This is a genomic window from Mucilaginibacter segetis, from assembly GCF_016522075.1.
Taxonomy (GTDB): Bacteria; Bacteroidota; Bacteroidia; order Sphingobacteriales; family Sphingobacteriaceae; genus Mucilaginibacter; species Mucilaginibacter segetis.
In genome coordinates this window covers 138,752-153,050 of record NZ_JAEHFW010000004.1, presented here as the reverse complement: position 1 = coordinate 153,050, position 14,299 = coordinate 138,752, and the positions used below count along the sequence as shown (strand labels likewise).

Below are 14,299 nucleotides of genomic sequence, written 5' to 3'. Positions count from 1 at the left end.
CAGAACAGGGTTTCGTCACATTTGCTTACTTATCAGCTGCAAGCAATTTACTTTGCGCTATAAATAACAAAAGCGATGGAAAAACTAATACAAAAACCCGCAAATTTTAATAAAATAGAGTTTTGGACGGCAAGCGCATTTTTTGGCCTGGCACTGGTTATGTTATTAACCAAAGTTGCCAATAGCAATATTTACGAAGTATGGACACCATACCGTTATATGTTTAATGAATATGGCCTGCATTACTCTTATTCCAAATATTACTTTTTCCCTCAGGTTGCCCGTTACCTGCTTTATTACGGAAGTTTTTTACTGTGGAATTTTGTTATAGTACCAGGTTTATATGAAAAACGAAATACTGCCCTAAACATTATATTAGCCTGCATGCTGTTTTGCAGCATCTGGTTGTTTTGCGGAATTACGGATACCTGGTTAAAAGGATATCTGTTTTACCATAAATCGGCAGGATATGTTTATAACCTGGTTTTTAAAACCAATATAATTTATGCGCTGTGGGTGGTAATGATGCTTACGCTATACAGCATGATAAAATATGCCGCGAATTTCCTGCTTACTAATTCTGAAAAAATACAATCCAACTACAAGATCATTACCCGGGAGGGGATAATAGCCGTAATTATATGGATGGTTTTTATTTATGGTTTATTATTGTTAGACGTTCATATTGAGCTTATTGTTCTCATCCTTGTAGTAGTACCCATAGCCATAGGCTTGTACGGTTTATCGGCATATACATTTATTCCCGCTACTTTAAATAAGGGTAAGGGATTTTTTAATTATTGGTTTAAAGTGCTGTTATCTGTAGTTATCATTACTATTCCGGTAGGGTTTTTAGCATCGTTCATGTTCGGCCCTAAGGATTCCCTTATTATAACCATGGCTTTTAATGCCGGATTTCAGTTGATCGTGACTTCCACATTCTCATGGATTGTTTATAAGCGCAGGCTTGCTAATAACGCGGAAATAAATACCCTTAAAACCGCATTAGGCCACTCTACCGCCAACCTGGATTTTTTACGCTCGCAGATCAATCCGCATTTCTTATTTAATGCGCTAAACACATTATATGGTACAGCGCTCCAGGAAAATGCCGAACGTACTGGCGAAGGCATCCAACGTTTGGGAGATATGATGCGTTTTATGCTACAGGAAAACATGCAAGACAAAATATCGCTTACACGCGAAATAGATTACCTTGATAATTACATCAGTTTACAAAAGTTACGCACCCAAGCATCTAACGATATTATTATTGATACACAAATTGAGGATCATATACTGGGATTGCAGATAGCCCCGATGCTATTGATACCTTTTATTGAAAATGCCTTTAAACACGGCATTAGCCTGCGTGAGCCTTCGCATATTAAAATAACATTGCAAACAAAAGAGGATACCCTATATTTTGATGTACACAACAGCATCCATAAAAAATTAGAAAACGACCCGGAACGCGATAAAAGCGGCATAGGACTTATAAATGTAAGGCAGCGCCTGCAACTCTTATACCCCAAACGACATGAGTTAATTACCCGTGAAAATGCCAGTGAATTTTTTATACATTTAACCATTAAATTAAGTAATTAATTGATAACAGCAGTTGCCATTGATGATGAACCTTTAGCGCTTGGCGTAGTGCGGGCGCATGCTGCTAAAGTGCCGTTTGTTGATCTAAGGGCTGAATTTACAGATGCCTTTAAGGCAATGGAATACCTGCAGCACCAGCCTGTGGATATGCTTTTTCTGGATATAAAAATGCCGGATATTTCGGGAATAGACCTGCTGGGCTGCCTCAATAAAAAGCCTTTGGTTATATTTACTACCGCCTATACCGAGCACGCGGTAACCAGCTTTGAGCTTGATGCTGTAGATTATCTGCTTAAACCTTTTTCGTTAGCACGCTTCACTAAAGCCTGTAATAAGGCGTTTGAATTATACAACTTCAGAAACGGTAATGCAGATAAAAAGGATTACCTTTTTTTAAAGACAGGCTACGAGCAGGTAAAGGTTTTGTATGACGATATATGCTATTTAGAAGCCACCGGAAACTATGTGAATTTTGAGCTAAAGGATAAGCAGCTATTATCCCGTATGACTATATCTGAAGTGGAGAGCATACTGCCCGCAGATCAGTTCATACGTATACACCGCTCATTTATTGCTGCGGTAAATAAGGTAGAAAAAATAGAAAGGCATCAGTTGATAGTGAACGGCGCGGTATTGCCTGTCGGCAGCTCTTACTATCAAAACATAGCACAGGTTAAATAGCCTATTTATTTAACCAGCCATTTTCATCCATCCAGGCCCTGGCCCAATCAAACCAATGATCTTTACTTTTAGGATTGTTAAGTCCGAACCCGTGCCCGCCGGCCTGAAAAATGTGCAATTCACTTTTAACTTTTGCATTTAGTAACGCCTCGTACATCATTAAACTGTTTTGTACAGGTACTACATCATCATCACCTGCATGCACAATAAAGGTAGGAGGCGTATCCCCGGTAACCTGCTTCTCATTGGAGTAAAGATCTATCAGTTCCTGAGATGCGTTTTTCCCGATAAGGTTTTCCCTTGAACCCACATGCGCCAGGGGCCCGAATGTAATAACAGGATATAATAAGAGTGCAAAATCCGGCCGTAAGCTGGTGTTTAATTTATTTGGTATTAGAACCTTGCCATAGTGCGTTTCCAGCGTAGAGGCCAAATGCCCGCCGGCCGAAAACCCTATAATTCCTATTCGGTGAGCATCTATCCCCCATTTATCCGCTCCTTCCCTTACCAGTTGTATGGCGCGTTGCGCATCCTGCAAGGGGCCGATGGTTTTATCAACCATGATACTATCACTCGGCAAACGATATTTCACTACAAAAGCCGTAACACCAATTTTGTTAAATGCCAATGCAATGTCCCTGCCCTCATACCCGCTTGCCAGGCCCGCATATCCGCCTCCCGGGAATACAATTACAGCGGCGCCGTTAGCGGTTCCCTTGTCGGGTAAATATGGCGTTAGCACCGGTATGCTTACATCAGTTATCCAATCTGTCGAATTTATTCTCTCTACATATGTTGCAGGTGTCTTTTTTGAATTAGGTATTTCACCGGAATACAACGGTATAGGGTTTTGTTTTTGTGCAAAAGCTGTTGCAGAAGAAATAACAAGCATTAAAAAAACAATCTTACGCAGTAACATAGTAGTTGAGTATTAATTCTTTGGTCCGCCAAATTCCATTAAATAGGCTTTCAGAAAATCATTTAGGTCGCCATCAAGCACCGCTGCGGCGTTACTTGTTTCGTGATCAGTACGTAAATCCTTAACAAGCTTGTAAGGGTGTAATACATAATTACGTATCTGAGAACCCCATTCTATCTTCTTTTTATTTCCTTCAATAGCGTTGCTGGTTTCCATTCTTTTACGCATCTCAATTTCATATAATTGCGATTTTAGCAGCCTTATGGCATTCTCCTTGTTTTGTAATTGCGAACGCGATTCCTGATTTTTTATAATGATACCTGATGGTTTATGATATAATCGTACAGCGGTTTCTACCTTATTTACATTTTGGCCGCCGGCCCCTCCCGAACGGAAGGTTTCAAATTCGATATCGGCATCTTTCACATCAATCTCAATAGTATCATCAACCAATGGATATACATATACCGATGCAAAAGAAGTATGGCGCTTGGCGTTGGCATCAAAAGGCGAGATCCTTACCAGGCGGTGCACACCGTTTTCCCCCTTTAAATAACCATAGGCAAAGTCACCTTCTAACTGCAGTGTAACAGTTTTTACACCCGCAACATCACCAGCCTGAAAATCCTGCTCGGTTACCTTATAGCCGTTTTTTTCGCCCCACATAATATACATGCGCATTAGCATGCCCGCCCAGTCGCAGCTTTCGGTACCGCCGGCACCGGCTGTAATTTGTAAAACAGCATTAAACTGATCTTCCTCGGCAGAGAGCATATTTTTAAATTCCAGTTCCTCAACAGCAACTGTAGCTATATCAAACTGCTCCTGCATTTCGGCTTCCGAAGCGTCACCGCTTTGGTAAAATTCAAATAATACGTTGGTATCTTCAATTATAGACGCCACCTTTTGGAAAGCATCCGTCCATATTTTTTTTGTTTTAATAGAAGCTAAAACTTTTTCCGCCTCTTTAGGATTGTTCCAAAAGTCAGGACCAACGGTTATTTCCTGTTCTTTTTGCATGGCATCGAGTTTGGTATCGATGTCAAAGATGCCTCCTCAGGGAAGTTGTTCTATCCCTCAAATCCTGAATATTTTCTTTAGTCATGCAGCAAATATATAAAATAGAAAACAGGCAAATAAAAAAGGCTTACAATTGATTTACAACCATAAGCCCTTTTATAATTAATATTTAATGTTATGCTATACGCAGCTGATTTAGCAGTAAACCCATATCAGTACCGTTGCCGCTTAATTTTGATAGCATAGTGGATAATGCAAACTCCTTATTTTGTTCGCTTTTCGATTGTTTAATAAGTTCCTGCATTACCGGTGGGATAAGATCATTAGCTATAACCATTGCAGTTGCAGGCTCAATATTATAAAACTTATCTAGCTTGTTGGCAAACTTGGTTACCGCACTTGCAATAAGGGGATTGTTATATATTCCCGTAAATTGGAAATACTTAACCAGGTCTTTCAGCTTGCCACTTTCCATTTGACCCTTTAAAACCTCAATTATGGAGCTTGATGCATCGTTGATCACCGCCTCATGATATTTCTCCGCAATTAGCGGGTTGCCAATAACAGCCTTCCCGGCGTTATTTTTTACAAGCAAAAAAAGTTTTTCGAACATAACTTTAATGTTTTAAAAGTAGATTAAGACATTGATTAAAAAAACGCATTTTATTTAACAACACTACAAATATATTAAATAACTGTTTCAAATCTCCAAAGTAATATTAAAATATTTTAAAAAAATGACAATTTTATTAGTGTAAAACAAACACTATGAAAGTGTGTTAAAATGACACTACTAAGCCATAATTTTAATTAAAATTTAATCCTCTTTATTAACTTGTTATTTTTAACAAAAAATTCTCAATTATGCTGCCAGATATTGATTTCACATCCACACAATCCTATAAATATTTAGCCGATCATTACATTGATATTGTTGCTAAAAGTCTGAAAGAATTATTTGATGCTGATGATCAGCGTTTTGAAAAATTCTCTCTTCAATTTGAAGATATCTTACTGGACTATTCCAAAAACCGGATAGATGAGGAAACACTTGCTTTATTAATACAATTAGCAAAAGAGTGTAGTTTAAAGCAGGCAATTGATGCTATGTTTTCCGGAGAAAAGATCAATGTCACAGAGGGTAGACCGGTTCTGCATATTGCTTTACGTAACCGAAGCAATACACCTATATACGCCGAGGGGGAGGATGTAATGCCGGAGGTAAATCGTGTACTTGCGCAGATGGAAACATTTAGCAACAAGATAATATCAGGTGAGTGGAAAGGCTTTACGGGTAAAGCTATAACAGATGTGGTAAATATAGGCATCGGCGGCTCAGACCTGGGCCCTGTGATGGTTACTGAAGCGTTAAAGGCTTACAAAAATCACCTTAACATGCATTTTGTTTCCAATGTTGACGGCACGCACATTACAGAAACGCTTAAGAAAGTTGACCCGGAAACCACCCTGTTCCTGATAGCATCTAAAACATTTACCACACAGGAAACCATGGGTAATGCCCACAGTGCCCGCGATTGGTTCATTGCCAACGGAGGCGCTGATGAAGATGTGGCAAAACATTTTGTGGCCCTGTCTACCAATACCGAAGGTGTGGAGAAATTCGGGATAGATACCAATAATATGTTCGAGTTTTGGGATTGGGTTGGCGGCCGCTACTCTTTATGGAGCGCCATAGGCTTGTCTATATCCTTAAGTGTCGGTTTTGATAATTTCACCCGTTTATTAAGCGGCGCGCATGCCATGGACGAGCACTTTAAAACTGCCGAATTTGAACAAAACATCCCGGTTATTATGGCGCTTATGGGCATTTGGTATAATAACTTTTTTGAAGCGGAAACAGAAGCCATTTTACCATACGACCAATATATGCATCGTTTTGCCGCTTATTTTCAGCAGGGCGATATGGAAAGTAACGGCAAACATGTAGACCGTAATGGCAAGCATGTAGACTACCAAACCGGCCCTATAATTTGGGGAGAACCCGGCACTAATGGCCAGCATGCTTTTTACCAGTTAATACACCAGGGCACCAAACTAATACCGTGCGATTTTATAGCTCCTGCACAATCGCATAATCCGCTGGGTGATCATCATAAAATGCTACTGTCTAACTTTTTTGCCCAAACGGAGGCTTTGATGAATGGCAAAACAGAAGAGGTGGTTATTGAGGAGCTAAAAAAAGCGGGGAAAACTGACGAAGAGATCAAAAAGATAGCCCCATTCAAAGTATTTGAAGGTAACAGGCCTACAAATTCCATATTAGTTAAAAAGATAACCCCTTACACACTGGGTTCCATGATAGCCATGTATGAGCACAAAATATTTGTACAGGGTATTATCTGGAATATTTACAGCTTTGACCAATGGGGAGTTGAACTGGGCAAACAACTGGCCGGCAAAATATTACCGGAGTTGAAAAATGAGGAAGAAGTAACTTCTCATGATTCATCAACCAACGGATTGATCAATCAATATAAAGCCTGGAGGTAGTAAATTATTTATTACTTTTAATGGATATTTGATACCAGTTATAGCCATTATAATGAAACATGTATCCATACTTATACTGAACGATGCGGTACTTGCCAGTATAGCGGATCCGCGTATTATGTTTACAGGGGTTAACGACTTTTTAGAGGGGGTAGGAAAGCCGCCTTTATTTAAAGTGCAATTGATCGGCCTTACTCCTGAAGTAAAACTACACGGCGGTTTATTTTCGGTACATACTGATGCTTTGCTGAAAGATGTGCAAAAAACCGATCTGGTGATCATCCCGGCTTTTACAGGAGATATTAATACGGCACTAAAAAGAAATGAAGAATTTTTGCCCTGGATAGAAAAGCAATATAGCAAAGGCGCTGAGGTAGCCAGCCTTTGTATAGGCGCATTTATATTGGCCTCTACAGGATTATTAAATGGCAAAGAGTGCAGTACACACTGGCGGTTTGCCGATCAGTTCAGAGAAATGTTCCCGCAGGTTACTTTAGTGGATGACCGCATAGTTACCGAACAGCAGGGATTGTACAGCAGCGGCGGAGCCACCTCCTACTGGAATTTACTTTTGTACCTTACAGAAAAATATGCCGGGCGGGAAATGGCCATAATTGCATCAAAGGTATTCGCGCTGGAAATAGACCGCAAAAGTCAGTCGCCGTTTATTATGTTTAATGGCCAAAAAACGCATGAGGACGAACCCATCAAAAAAGCGCAGGAGTTTATAGAGAAAAATATAAACGAGCGTATATCTGTTGAGGAACTGGCAGGTAAGTATGCTATTGGTAAACGGCATTTTGAACGCAGATTTAAAAAAGCCACCAACAATACCCCTGTCGAATATATACAGCGGGTAAAAATTGAAGCTGCTAAAAAACAACTGGAAAGCGGTTATAAAAACATCAACGAAGTGATGTATGATGTGGGCTATTCCGATACAAAAGCCTTTCGTACGGTATTTAAAAAAATAACCGGATTATCCCCGGCAGAATACAGGAACAAATACAATAATGTAGCATAGTATTAAGGCTTTACAAACCTCACCTGGAATAGTTTATCCCACTTTTTGCCGGTAACAAAAATGCGGTTACCTGCCTTATCATAAGCAATGCCGTTTAAAACATCAGCATTCTTATTTCTTTCAGCTTTTGGATATAAGTTACTCATATCTATCCTTTGGAGAACTGCACCGGTTTTAGGGTCAATAACTATAATATCATCCGTTTGATAAACATTGGCGTACAGCTTACCGTTGATCATTTCTAACTCGTTTATTTGATTTACTGGACCTTTATCGTCAAATACATCAATAAAGCCGATGGCACGGTAGTTATCCTTATCTAAAAACCATATACGGTTGGTGCTATCGTCCATGTATATTTTAGTACCGTCAAAGCACATGCCCCAACCTTCTACCCCTACATTATTATTAAAGGTGTTTAACAATTTAAAGGTGTCTTTATCATACACATATCCAATTTTCTCTTTCCAGGTAAGCTGTGTAATTTTGTTACCAACAACTACTATCCCTTCAGCAAAAACCTTAGGATCAACCGTAGCTTTTTTAAGTATGCGCCCTGTGGCCAAATCGGTTTTTGCCAGTAACGAAGGTCCGTCTACGGGTTCACCCGCAGGTGGCTGCAAATAACCGCCGCCACTTTCGTAGAACGAGTTGTTGTCATATACCAACCCCTCGGTATATAAACTGGTATCGTGCGGATAAATTTTCTCTACTTTAAATGTTAATTGCTCAGGTGCCTTTGCTGCCAGTAAAACTATATTGGTGGTTAGCTCGTCGCTTTTACCGGGCTGGTAAACCTTAGCGGTTATTACTCGTGCGCCCAGGCTCATGCTGTCGGTTTTAATATGCACAACGGAAGAATCATGCACTGTGCCTACCCTCGCAGAATCCATCAGATAAACCACCGAATCTATTTTAATACCCGCGGGATAGTTTATTTGTAAACCAATATCATCGCCGGCTTTGTAAGTGGTGCCGGCATCGGGCAAAAGGGTAATGTTAATTTCTTCTTTATTATTACCGCAGCCATAGGCCAATAAGGTAATTACTGCAAAAAACAGGATTCTTCTTTTCATGTTAAGTGGCCGACGGCCAAAATGCATCTTCAATGTGTTTCAGTTTAAAGTTGTTATAACGGTCAAACAGTACAGATATGATATCAAAACGAACATCTCCCTGATGATTCATTAAATAAATATATTCGTCGGCGGCCTGCACCAACAACCGCTGCTTACGTTCGTCTACAAAATCTTCGGGTTCGCCAAAGCCATTGCCTGTACGGGTTTTAACTTCGGTAAATATAATCACTCCATCCTTATAGGCAATCAGGTCTATCTCCGCTTTACCAAATACCCAGTTTTCATCTATCACCTCATAACCCCCGGCCTCCAAATGTGCTTTAGCTAAAGCCTCACCTTTGTGTCCCAGGTCGTTGTGGATAGCCATTACTTTAATATTACCGATCCAAGGTAATCTGATATGGTTTTTTCCACCTTTTTCATATGAACATACTGGTTTAATAAAATATCCTGATCGGTCTCGCTTTTCGTTTCCTGCAATTCAGAGCGCAGCTTTTCCAGTATCTTTCCTACTTTTTGTTTTTTCAGGTGAAATATAGCGCCTAAAATAGTAGCCTTCATGTTCACCTGCTCATCGGGCACCAATATCTTGTGCATCTCGTACCAGTTCTCGCTCAAGGTATATTTTGTGGCCAGCAGCGTAACTACCAGATCAACTATTTCTTTATCCTGATGATGAATGAAATGCTGTTCTTCGGGTAATGAACCATTTTCTACCTCCTGACGATAGATCTCCACAAATCTTTTGCAAGCCTGTTGCTCAAACTCTACATCGCCCAATTCCGCTATCATAAACGGACCGATATAGGTATTGGCAATACCATCCCAATCTATCATTTTGTTGCCATACAGCAAAAGCAGGCGTACAATTTCCTTTTCCTGCGTATCAGACTCTTTTACCGTTGGTTCCTGAGGTTCGTCTAAAGGTGCTGTTTGTTCAGTATTTTGTCGGCCAATGTTTTGCTGCTGATCTTTCCGGGCTTTGCCCAGCCTCATTTTATTAAGTTCAGACAGCAGCGCACGCTCATCTATCTGCAACAGATGGCTGCATTCTTTTATAAAAACTGACGCTTTAATAGAGTCCGGGATTTTAGCGATGCTTTCTACTATTTCCCTTATTATTTCCGCCTTTTTTATGGGATCGTTCCCCGCTTCTTTTAGCAGCAGATCTGTTTTATATAAAATAAAGTCTTTTCTGGTTTCCTCAATATGCTTTTTAAAGGCATTTGTCCCTACTTTGCGCACATAGGAATCGGGGTCATCCCCTTCCGGGAAGGATACTACTTTAACGTTCAAACCCTCCTCCAGTATCATATCCAGCCCACGCAGGGATGCTTTTATTCCGGCCGCGTCGCCATCATAAAGTATGGTGATGTTTTTAGTAAACCTTCCTATAAGTTTTATCTGCTCAACGGTAAGTGAAGTACCGGATGATGCCACTACATTTTCGATCCCGGCCTGATGTACTGACAGCACATCGGCATACCCCTCTACCAGGTAACAGTTATCCTCTTCGCGAATAGCCTTTTTGGCAAAATAAAGTCCGTAAAGGATGCTCGATTTATGGTAGATCTCTGACTCGGGGGAGTTAACATACTTAGGAACGTTCTTGTCCTTTTTCAGCGTACGGCCGCCAAAGGCTATCACCCTGCCTGTAAAACTATGTATCGGAAACATCACCCGCCCCCGATATCTATCGTACAGTGAACCGTTATCCCGTTTTACTGACAGGCCGCTTTCTACTAAAAACTCCTCCTGATACCCATTTTTTAAGGCATCCCCTGTAAATGCTTCCCATTGGTCGGGCGAGTAACCCAGTTCAAACTTGCTGATGGTAGCATTAGTGAAACCGCGTTCTTTAAAATAACTAAGGCCAATACTTTGCCCTTCATCAGTTTCCAGCAAACTTTCATGGAAAAATTTAGCGGCAAATCCCGTAACGATCATCAGACTCTCGCGATGGTTTTGCTCCTCCAGGTTTTCGCTCGTATCTACGGTTTCTTCTACCTCGATGCCGTATTTTTTTGCCAGCCATTTAAGCGCTTCGGGGTAAGTGAACTTTTCAAGCTCCATTAAAAATGTAATGGCGCTGCCCCCTTTTCCGGATGAGAAATCTTTGAAAATACCTTTAGCCGGCGATACGGTAAAAGATGGCGTACGCTCGTTAGAGAACGGAGAAAGCCCTACATAATTGGCACCCCGCTTTTTCAATTGCACAAACTCCCCTATAACCTCCACAATATCTGTGGATTCCATAATGCGGTCGATAGTGGGTTTGGTGATCATCAATTAAAGCGTTCAGTACAAAAGTAAGTTTTTAAGCTGCTTAACAACCTGTTGAAAGGGATAAAATTAAAATTTTATTGTAGCCAATTCTATCAACAAAGCACAAATAGGCTGACTGACGGTTTAACTTATAAACTTACGGCACCCCTTCGCCGCTTAATAAAGGTGAAAGCTATACCTGCCAACACCACTAAACTTCCTATACCCTCCTGCAATGATAAATGCTCGTTCAGTAAAAAAGCCGCCAACACGCCTGCAACTACAGTTTGGCTTAATAAAGAAACGGCTACTTTGGTAGATTCGATATGTTTTAATGCAAAATTGATGGTGATCCAACCTGTAAGCTGGCAAATAAGACCCATGCCTGCAAAGTTCAGCCACGTGGGTACAGAAAAATTAATAAAGTTATGACCCTGTATCACACAAACCACAAACAATACCACAGCTGCTGCCAGCATATTGTAAAACATAAAAGTAAGGGTGTGCACGCGTTTCATTACCTCGCTGGTTATGAGCAGATATATTGAATATAAAAAGCTTGCTGCTAAAGCATATATTAAACCAATATTGAATTGGAGATGGATAATATGTTGAAATCCAACCAATATTATCATCCCCCCGATAGCTATAATGGTTCCTGTCCAAAACATCCAGCCGGAACGTTTACGGAATATTAAAAAACTTAACAAGCCGACCCATACCGGTGCCAGATTAGCGATTAGGGTGGATATAGTGGCGCTGGTTATTACTAACGACATGTTCCATACGGCTATATCGGCAGCAAATATTATTCCACCCAATATGGTAAGCAGCAGGTCTTTTCTGTTAATTGCCAATTTTCTGCTGAACACACAATATGGTACCAGTGCCAGCCAGCCTATTAAAATTCGGTAGAACGCAGACATCACCGGGCTTGCATCGGCCAGCTTAACAAATATGGGCGAGAAGGAGATACAAATGATACCTATTATAAGGCTCAGTTTTGGATTCATATAATGGTTTGTGGGGGCAAACTTAAATAATACCCCAACCAAAGCCGAATGATTATTAACATTAGTGAAAAACTTAATTTTTTGATGAATGTAGCGCACAACCATACCCCGTCGTAATCATCATAAAACAAACTATCATCACATGAAAAACTTAAAAATGACCGCATTACTTGCCTTTTCCATCTTGATAATAACAAGCTGCACAAAGGAATCACCCGTTTGCTGTGCACTGCCTTATTCCCCTTACATTAGTGCTGATAAAAATGGCGATAACTGGCACGCAGTAGCAGCCGGACTAAGCATTAGTAATGATTCGCTGGCAATAAGAGGTGCACAAACTGAAGAACAGTTGATAATGAGAATAAAATTTAATGGCACAGGTCATTACGATCTGCAAAATAAAGCCACATTTTTTACCACTGTTGGCCAGGATGTGGTAACAAGCGAATATGGAACCGATGCTACCGCTGTTAATTCTTTAGATATTACTGAGTACAATGCCGCAGATAATATTATTGTTGGCACCTATAACTTATCACTCAAAAAAGACTCCCACTATCCAAATGAAGCCTATCCGGTAAGTATGAAATTTGTTAATGGTAAATTTAGCGTTAAACTGCCAAAGTAATTTTGCTAAAGTAAAGTATCAGTAATCTGCTGACAGGTTTAGCAAATAATTGTATTTTTGCCGCTCAAAATATTTATTGATATGAGTCAGCGGATTAAAATTAAAGCGTTATTGGAGAGCGGTAAAACCGACATTGATGTAACCATAAAAGGATGGGTGCGTACCTTTCGTAACAATCAATTCATTGCTTTAAATGATGGCTCAACAAACAGCAACCTGCAAATAGTTGTTGATTTTGAAAATACGGATCCTGTCTTATTAAAGCGCATTACAACCGGGGCAGCTATAAGCGCCAGCGGTTTACTGGTGGCATCATTAGGCAAGGGCCAAACAGTTGAGGTAAAAGCAAAAAATATTGAAATATTAGGTGACAGCGATCCTGAAAAATATCCGTTGCAGCCTAAAAAGCATAGTTTGGAATTTTTGAGGGAGATAGCTCACCTGCGTTTCCGTACCAATACATTCGGGGCAATATTCCGGGTGCGTAACAGTTTATCATTCGCTATTCACCAGTTTTTTCAGGAACGTGGCTTTGTATATCTGCATACGCCGGTTATTACCGCATCGGATGCGGAAGGCGCGGGCGAGACTTTCCACGTAACCAACTTTGATCTGGCTAATCCGCCAAAAACACCGACCGGAGAAATTGATTTTAAACAAGATTTTTTCGGAAAGGCAACCAACCTTACGGTATCCGGCCAGTTAGAGGGGGAATTAGGTGCGATGGCTCTGAGTGACATTTATACTTTCGGTCCTACTTTCCGGGCGGAGAACTCTAATACCACACGGCACCTGGCTGAGTTTTGGATGATAGAGCCGGAAATGGCGTTTTATGATCTGAACGATAACATGGACCTTGCCGAGGCTTTATTAAAATATGTTATAAGATACGCCTTAGATAAGAATAAAGAAGACATTGAATTTTTAACCCAGCGTTTACTGGACGAAGAAAAACAAAAACCACAGAATGAACGGTCGGAACTGAGTTTGCTGGATAAACTGCAATTTTGTTTGGATAATGAGTTTGAACGCCTGACTTACACCGAGGCTATTGATATACTAAAAGAATCAACTCCTAACAAGAAGAAAAAATTCCAATACCCTGTTGAGGGATGGGGAACTGATCTTCAGTCGGAGCATGAACGCTACCTGGTTGAAAAACACTTTAAAAAGCCTGTTATACTTACCGACTACCCCAAAGACATTAAAGCATTTTACATGCGCCAGAATGAGCCTGATGCAAACGGCCGTGAAACCGTGCGTGCTATGGACATATTGTTCCCGGGTATTGGTGAAATTGTTGGCGGGTCGCAGCGTGAAGAAAGGCTGGAAAAACTGGAACAACGTATGGATGAAATGGGCATCCCTAAAGAAGAACTTTGGTGGTATCTGGATACGCGCCGATTTGGCGCCTGCCAACATGCCGGCTTTGGTTTAGGATTTGAGCGTTTAGTATTGTTTGTTACCGGTATGGGCAATATCCGCGATGTTATTCCTTTCCCAAGGTTCCCTAAAAACGCGGAATTTTAAGCTGTTATATTTTATAAGAAA

General features: G+C 40.5%; 13 protein-coding genes. 6 read left to right on the top strand and 7 right to left on the bottom strand.

Going from position 1 to position 14,299, the window contains the following annotated elements; translation table 11 throughout:
• Positions 1–75: 75 nt before the first annotated feature.
• Both I5M19_RS18340 and I5M19_RS18335 read left to right on the top strand, forming a co-directional pair.
• Complete coding sequence (locus tag I5M19_RS18340; RefSeq protein WP_200067832.1) at positions 76–1,608, top strand: sensor histidine kinase; 1,533 nt, start codon at positions 76–78, stop codon at positions 1,606–1,608.
• The gene (locus I5M19_RS18335; protein WP_214653090.1) at positions 1,609–2,289 is read left to right on the top strand and encodes a LytR/AlgR family response regulator transcription factor; all 681 of its coding nucleotides are present in this window, start codon (positions 1,609–1,611) and stop codon (positions 2,287–2,289) included.
• A gap of 1 nt (position 2,290) precedes the next feature.
• Here I5M19_RS18335 and I5M19_RS18330 read toward each other — a convergent pair whose 3' ends face one another.
• The 3 genes from I5M19_RS18330 to I5M19_RS18320 form a co-directional block, all read right to left on the bottom strand.
• Positions 2,291–3,208, bottom strand: a complete 918-nt coding sequence (locus I5M19_RS18330) for an alpha/beta hydrolase (RefSeq protein ID WP_200067831.1) — start codon at positions 3,206–3,208, stop codon at positions 2,291–2,293.
• 12 nt (positions 3,209–3,220) lie between these two features.
• A protein-coding gene (gene prfB, locus I5M19_RS18325; protein ID WP_200067830.1) for a peptide chain release factor 2 occupies positions 3,221–4,313 on the bottom strand; the annotation gives its coding sequence in 2 pieces (ribosomal slippage) (positions 3,221–4,252 and positions 4,254–4,313; 1,092 coding nt in all).
• 90 nt (positions 4,314–4,403) lie between these two features.
• Positions 4,404–4,841: a hypothetical protein gene (locus tag I5M19_RS18320; RefSeq protein WP_200067829.1), complete on the bottom strand. Its 438-nt coding sequence runs from the start codon at positions 4,839–4,841 to the stop codon at positions 4,404–4,406.
• Positions 4,842–5,092: 251 nt separating this feature from the next.
• Between I5M19_RS18320 and pgi the strand changes: the two genes are divergently transcribed.
• Together pgi and I5M19_RS18310 are read left to right on the top strand one after the other, a co-directional pair.
• Entirely contained in the window at positions 5,093–6,739 is a 1,647-nt protein-coding gene (pgi, locus tag I5M19_RS18315; RefSeq protein ID WP_200067828.1) for a glucose-6-phosphate isomerase, read from the top strand.
• Positions 6,740–6,791: 52 nt separating this feature from the next.
• A complete protein-coding gene (locus I5M19_RS18310; RefSeq protein ID WP_200067827.1) occupies positions 6,792–7,763 on the top strand; it encodes a GlxA family transcriptional regulator in 972 nt (323 codons plus the stop codon).
• Positions 7,764–7,765: 2 nt separating this feature from the next.
• Here I5M19_RS18310 and I5M19_RS18305 read toward each other — a convergent pair whose 3' ends face one another.
• The 4 genes from I5M19_RS18305 to I5M19_RS18290 all read right to left on the bottom strand — a co-directional run bounded on the left by I5M19_RS18305 (position 7,766) and on the right by I5M19_RS18290 (position 12,120).
• The gene (locus I5M19_RS18305; protein WP_200067826.1) at positions 7,766–8,839 is read right to left on the bottom strand and encodes a glutaminyl-peptide cyclotransferase; all 1,074 of its coding nucleotides are present in this window, start codon (positions 8,837–8,839) and stop codon (positions 7,766–7,768) included.
• Position 8,840: 1 nt separating this feature from the next.
• Entirely contained in the window at positions 8,841–9,209 is a 369-nt protein-coding gene (locus I5M19_RS18300; protein WP_200067825.1) for a YraN family protein, read from the bottom strand.
• Positions 9,209–11,128: a DNA primase gene (gene dnaG / locus I5M19_RS18295; RefSeq protein ID WP_200067824.1), complete on the bottom strand. Its 1,920-nt coding sequence runs from the start codon at positions 11,126–11,128 to the stop codon at positions 9,209–9,211. Before dnaG ends, I5M19_RS18300 begins: the two co-directional genes overlap by 1 nt.
• Positions 11,129–11,256: 128 nt before the next feature.
• Positions 11,257–12,120, bottom strand: coding sequence for a DMT family transporter (locus I5M19_RS18290; RefSeq protein ID WP_200067823.1), 864 nt, complete (start codon positions 12,118–12,120; stop codon positions 11,257–11,259).
• Between the two features lie 142 nt (positions 12,121–12,262).
• Between I5M19_RS18290 and I5M19_RS18285 the strand changes: the two genes are divergently transcribed.
• The gene (locus tag I5M19_RS18285; protein WP_200067822.1) at positions 12,263–12,748 is read left to right on the top strand and encodes a DUF6252 family protein; all 486 of its coding nucleotides are present in this window, start codon (positions 12,263–12,265) and stop codon (positions 12,746–12,748) included.
• A gap of 81 nt (positions 12,749–12,829) precedes the next feature.
• On the top strand, positions 12,830–14,278 hold the full coding sequence (asnS, locus tag I5M19_RS18280; protein WP_200067821.1) for an asparagine--tRNA ligase: 1,449 nt from the start codon (positions 12,830–12,832) through the stop codon (positions 14,276–14,278).
• Positions 14,279–14,299 lie beyond the last annotated feature (21 nt).

Excerpts from the sequence above, each read along its gene's own strand:
- I5M19_RS18330 (WP_200067831.1), bottom strand. The coding sequence starts at position 3,208 with ATGTTACTGCGTAAGATTGTTTTTTTAATGCTTGTTATTTCTTCTGCA.
- I5M19_RS18300 (WP_200067825.1), bottom strand. The coding sequence starts at position 9,209 with ATGGCTATCCACAACGACCTGGGACACAAAGGTGAGGCTTTAGCTAAA.
- pgi (WP_200067828.1), top strand. The coding sequence starts at position 5,093 with ATGCTGCCAGATATTGATTTCACATCCACACAATCCTATAAATATTTA.
- dnaG (WP_200067824.1), bottom strand. The coding sequence starts at position 11,128 with ATGATCACCAAACCCACTATCGACCGCATTATGGAATCCACAGATATT.
- I5M19_RS18290 (WP_200067823.1), bottom strand. The coding sequence starts at position 12,120 with ATGAATCCAAAACTGAGCCTTATAATAGGTATCATTTGTATCTCCTTC.
- I5M19_RS18320 (WP_200067829.1), bottom strand. The coding sequence starts at position 4,841 with ATGTTCGAAAAACTTTTTTTGCTTGTAAAAAATAACGCCGGGAAGGCT.
- I5M19_RS18305 (WP_200067826.1), bottom strand. The coding sequence starts at position 8,839 with ATGAAAAGAAGAATCCTGTTTTTTGCAGTAATTACCTTATTGGCCTAT.
- I5M19_RS18310 (WP_200067827.1), top strand. The coding sequence starts at position 6,792 with ATGAAACATGTATCCATACTTATACTGAACGATGCGGTACTTGCCAGT.
- I5M19_RS18340 (WP_200067832.1), top strand. The coding sequence starts at position 76 with ATGGAAAAACTAATACAAAAACCCGCAAATTTTAATAAAATAGAGTTT.
- I5M19_RS18285 (WP_200067822.1), top strand. The coding sequence starts at position 12,263 with ATGAAAAACTTAAAAATGACCGCATTACTTGCCTTTTCCATCTTGATA.
- asnS (WP_200067821.1), top strand. The coding sequence starts at position 12,830 with ATGAGTCAGCGGATTAAAATTAAAGCGTTATTGGAGAGCGGTAAAACC.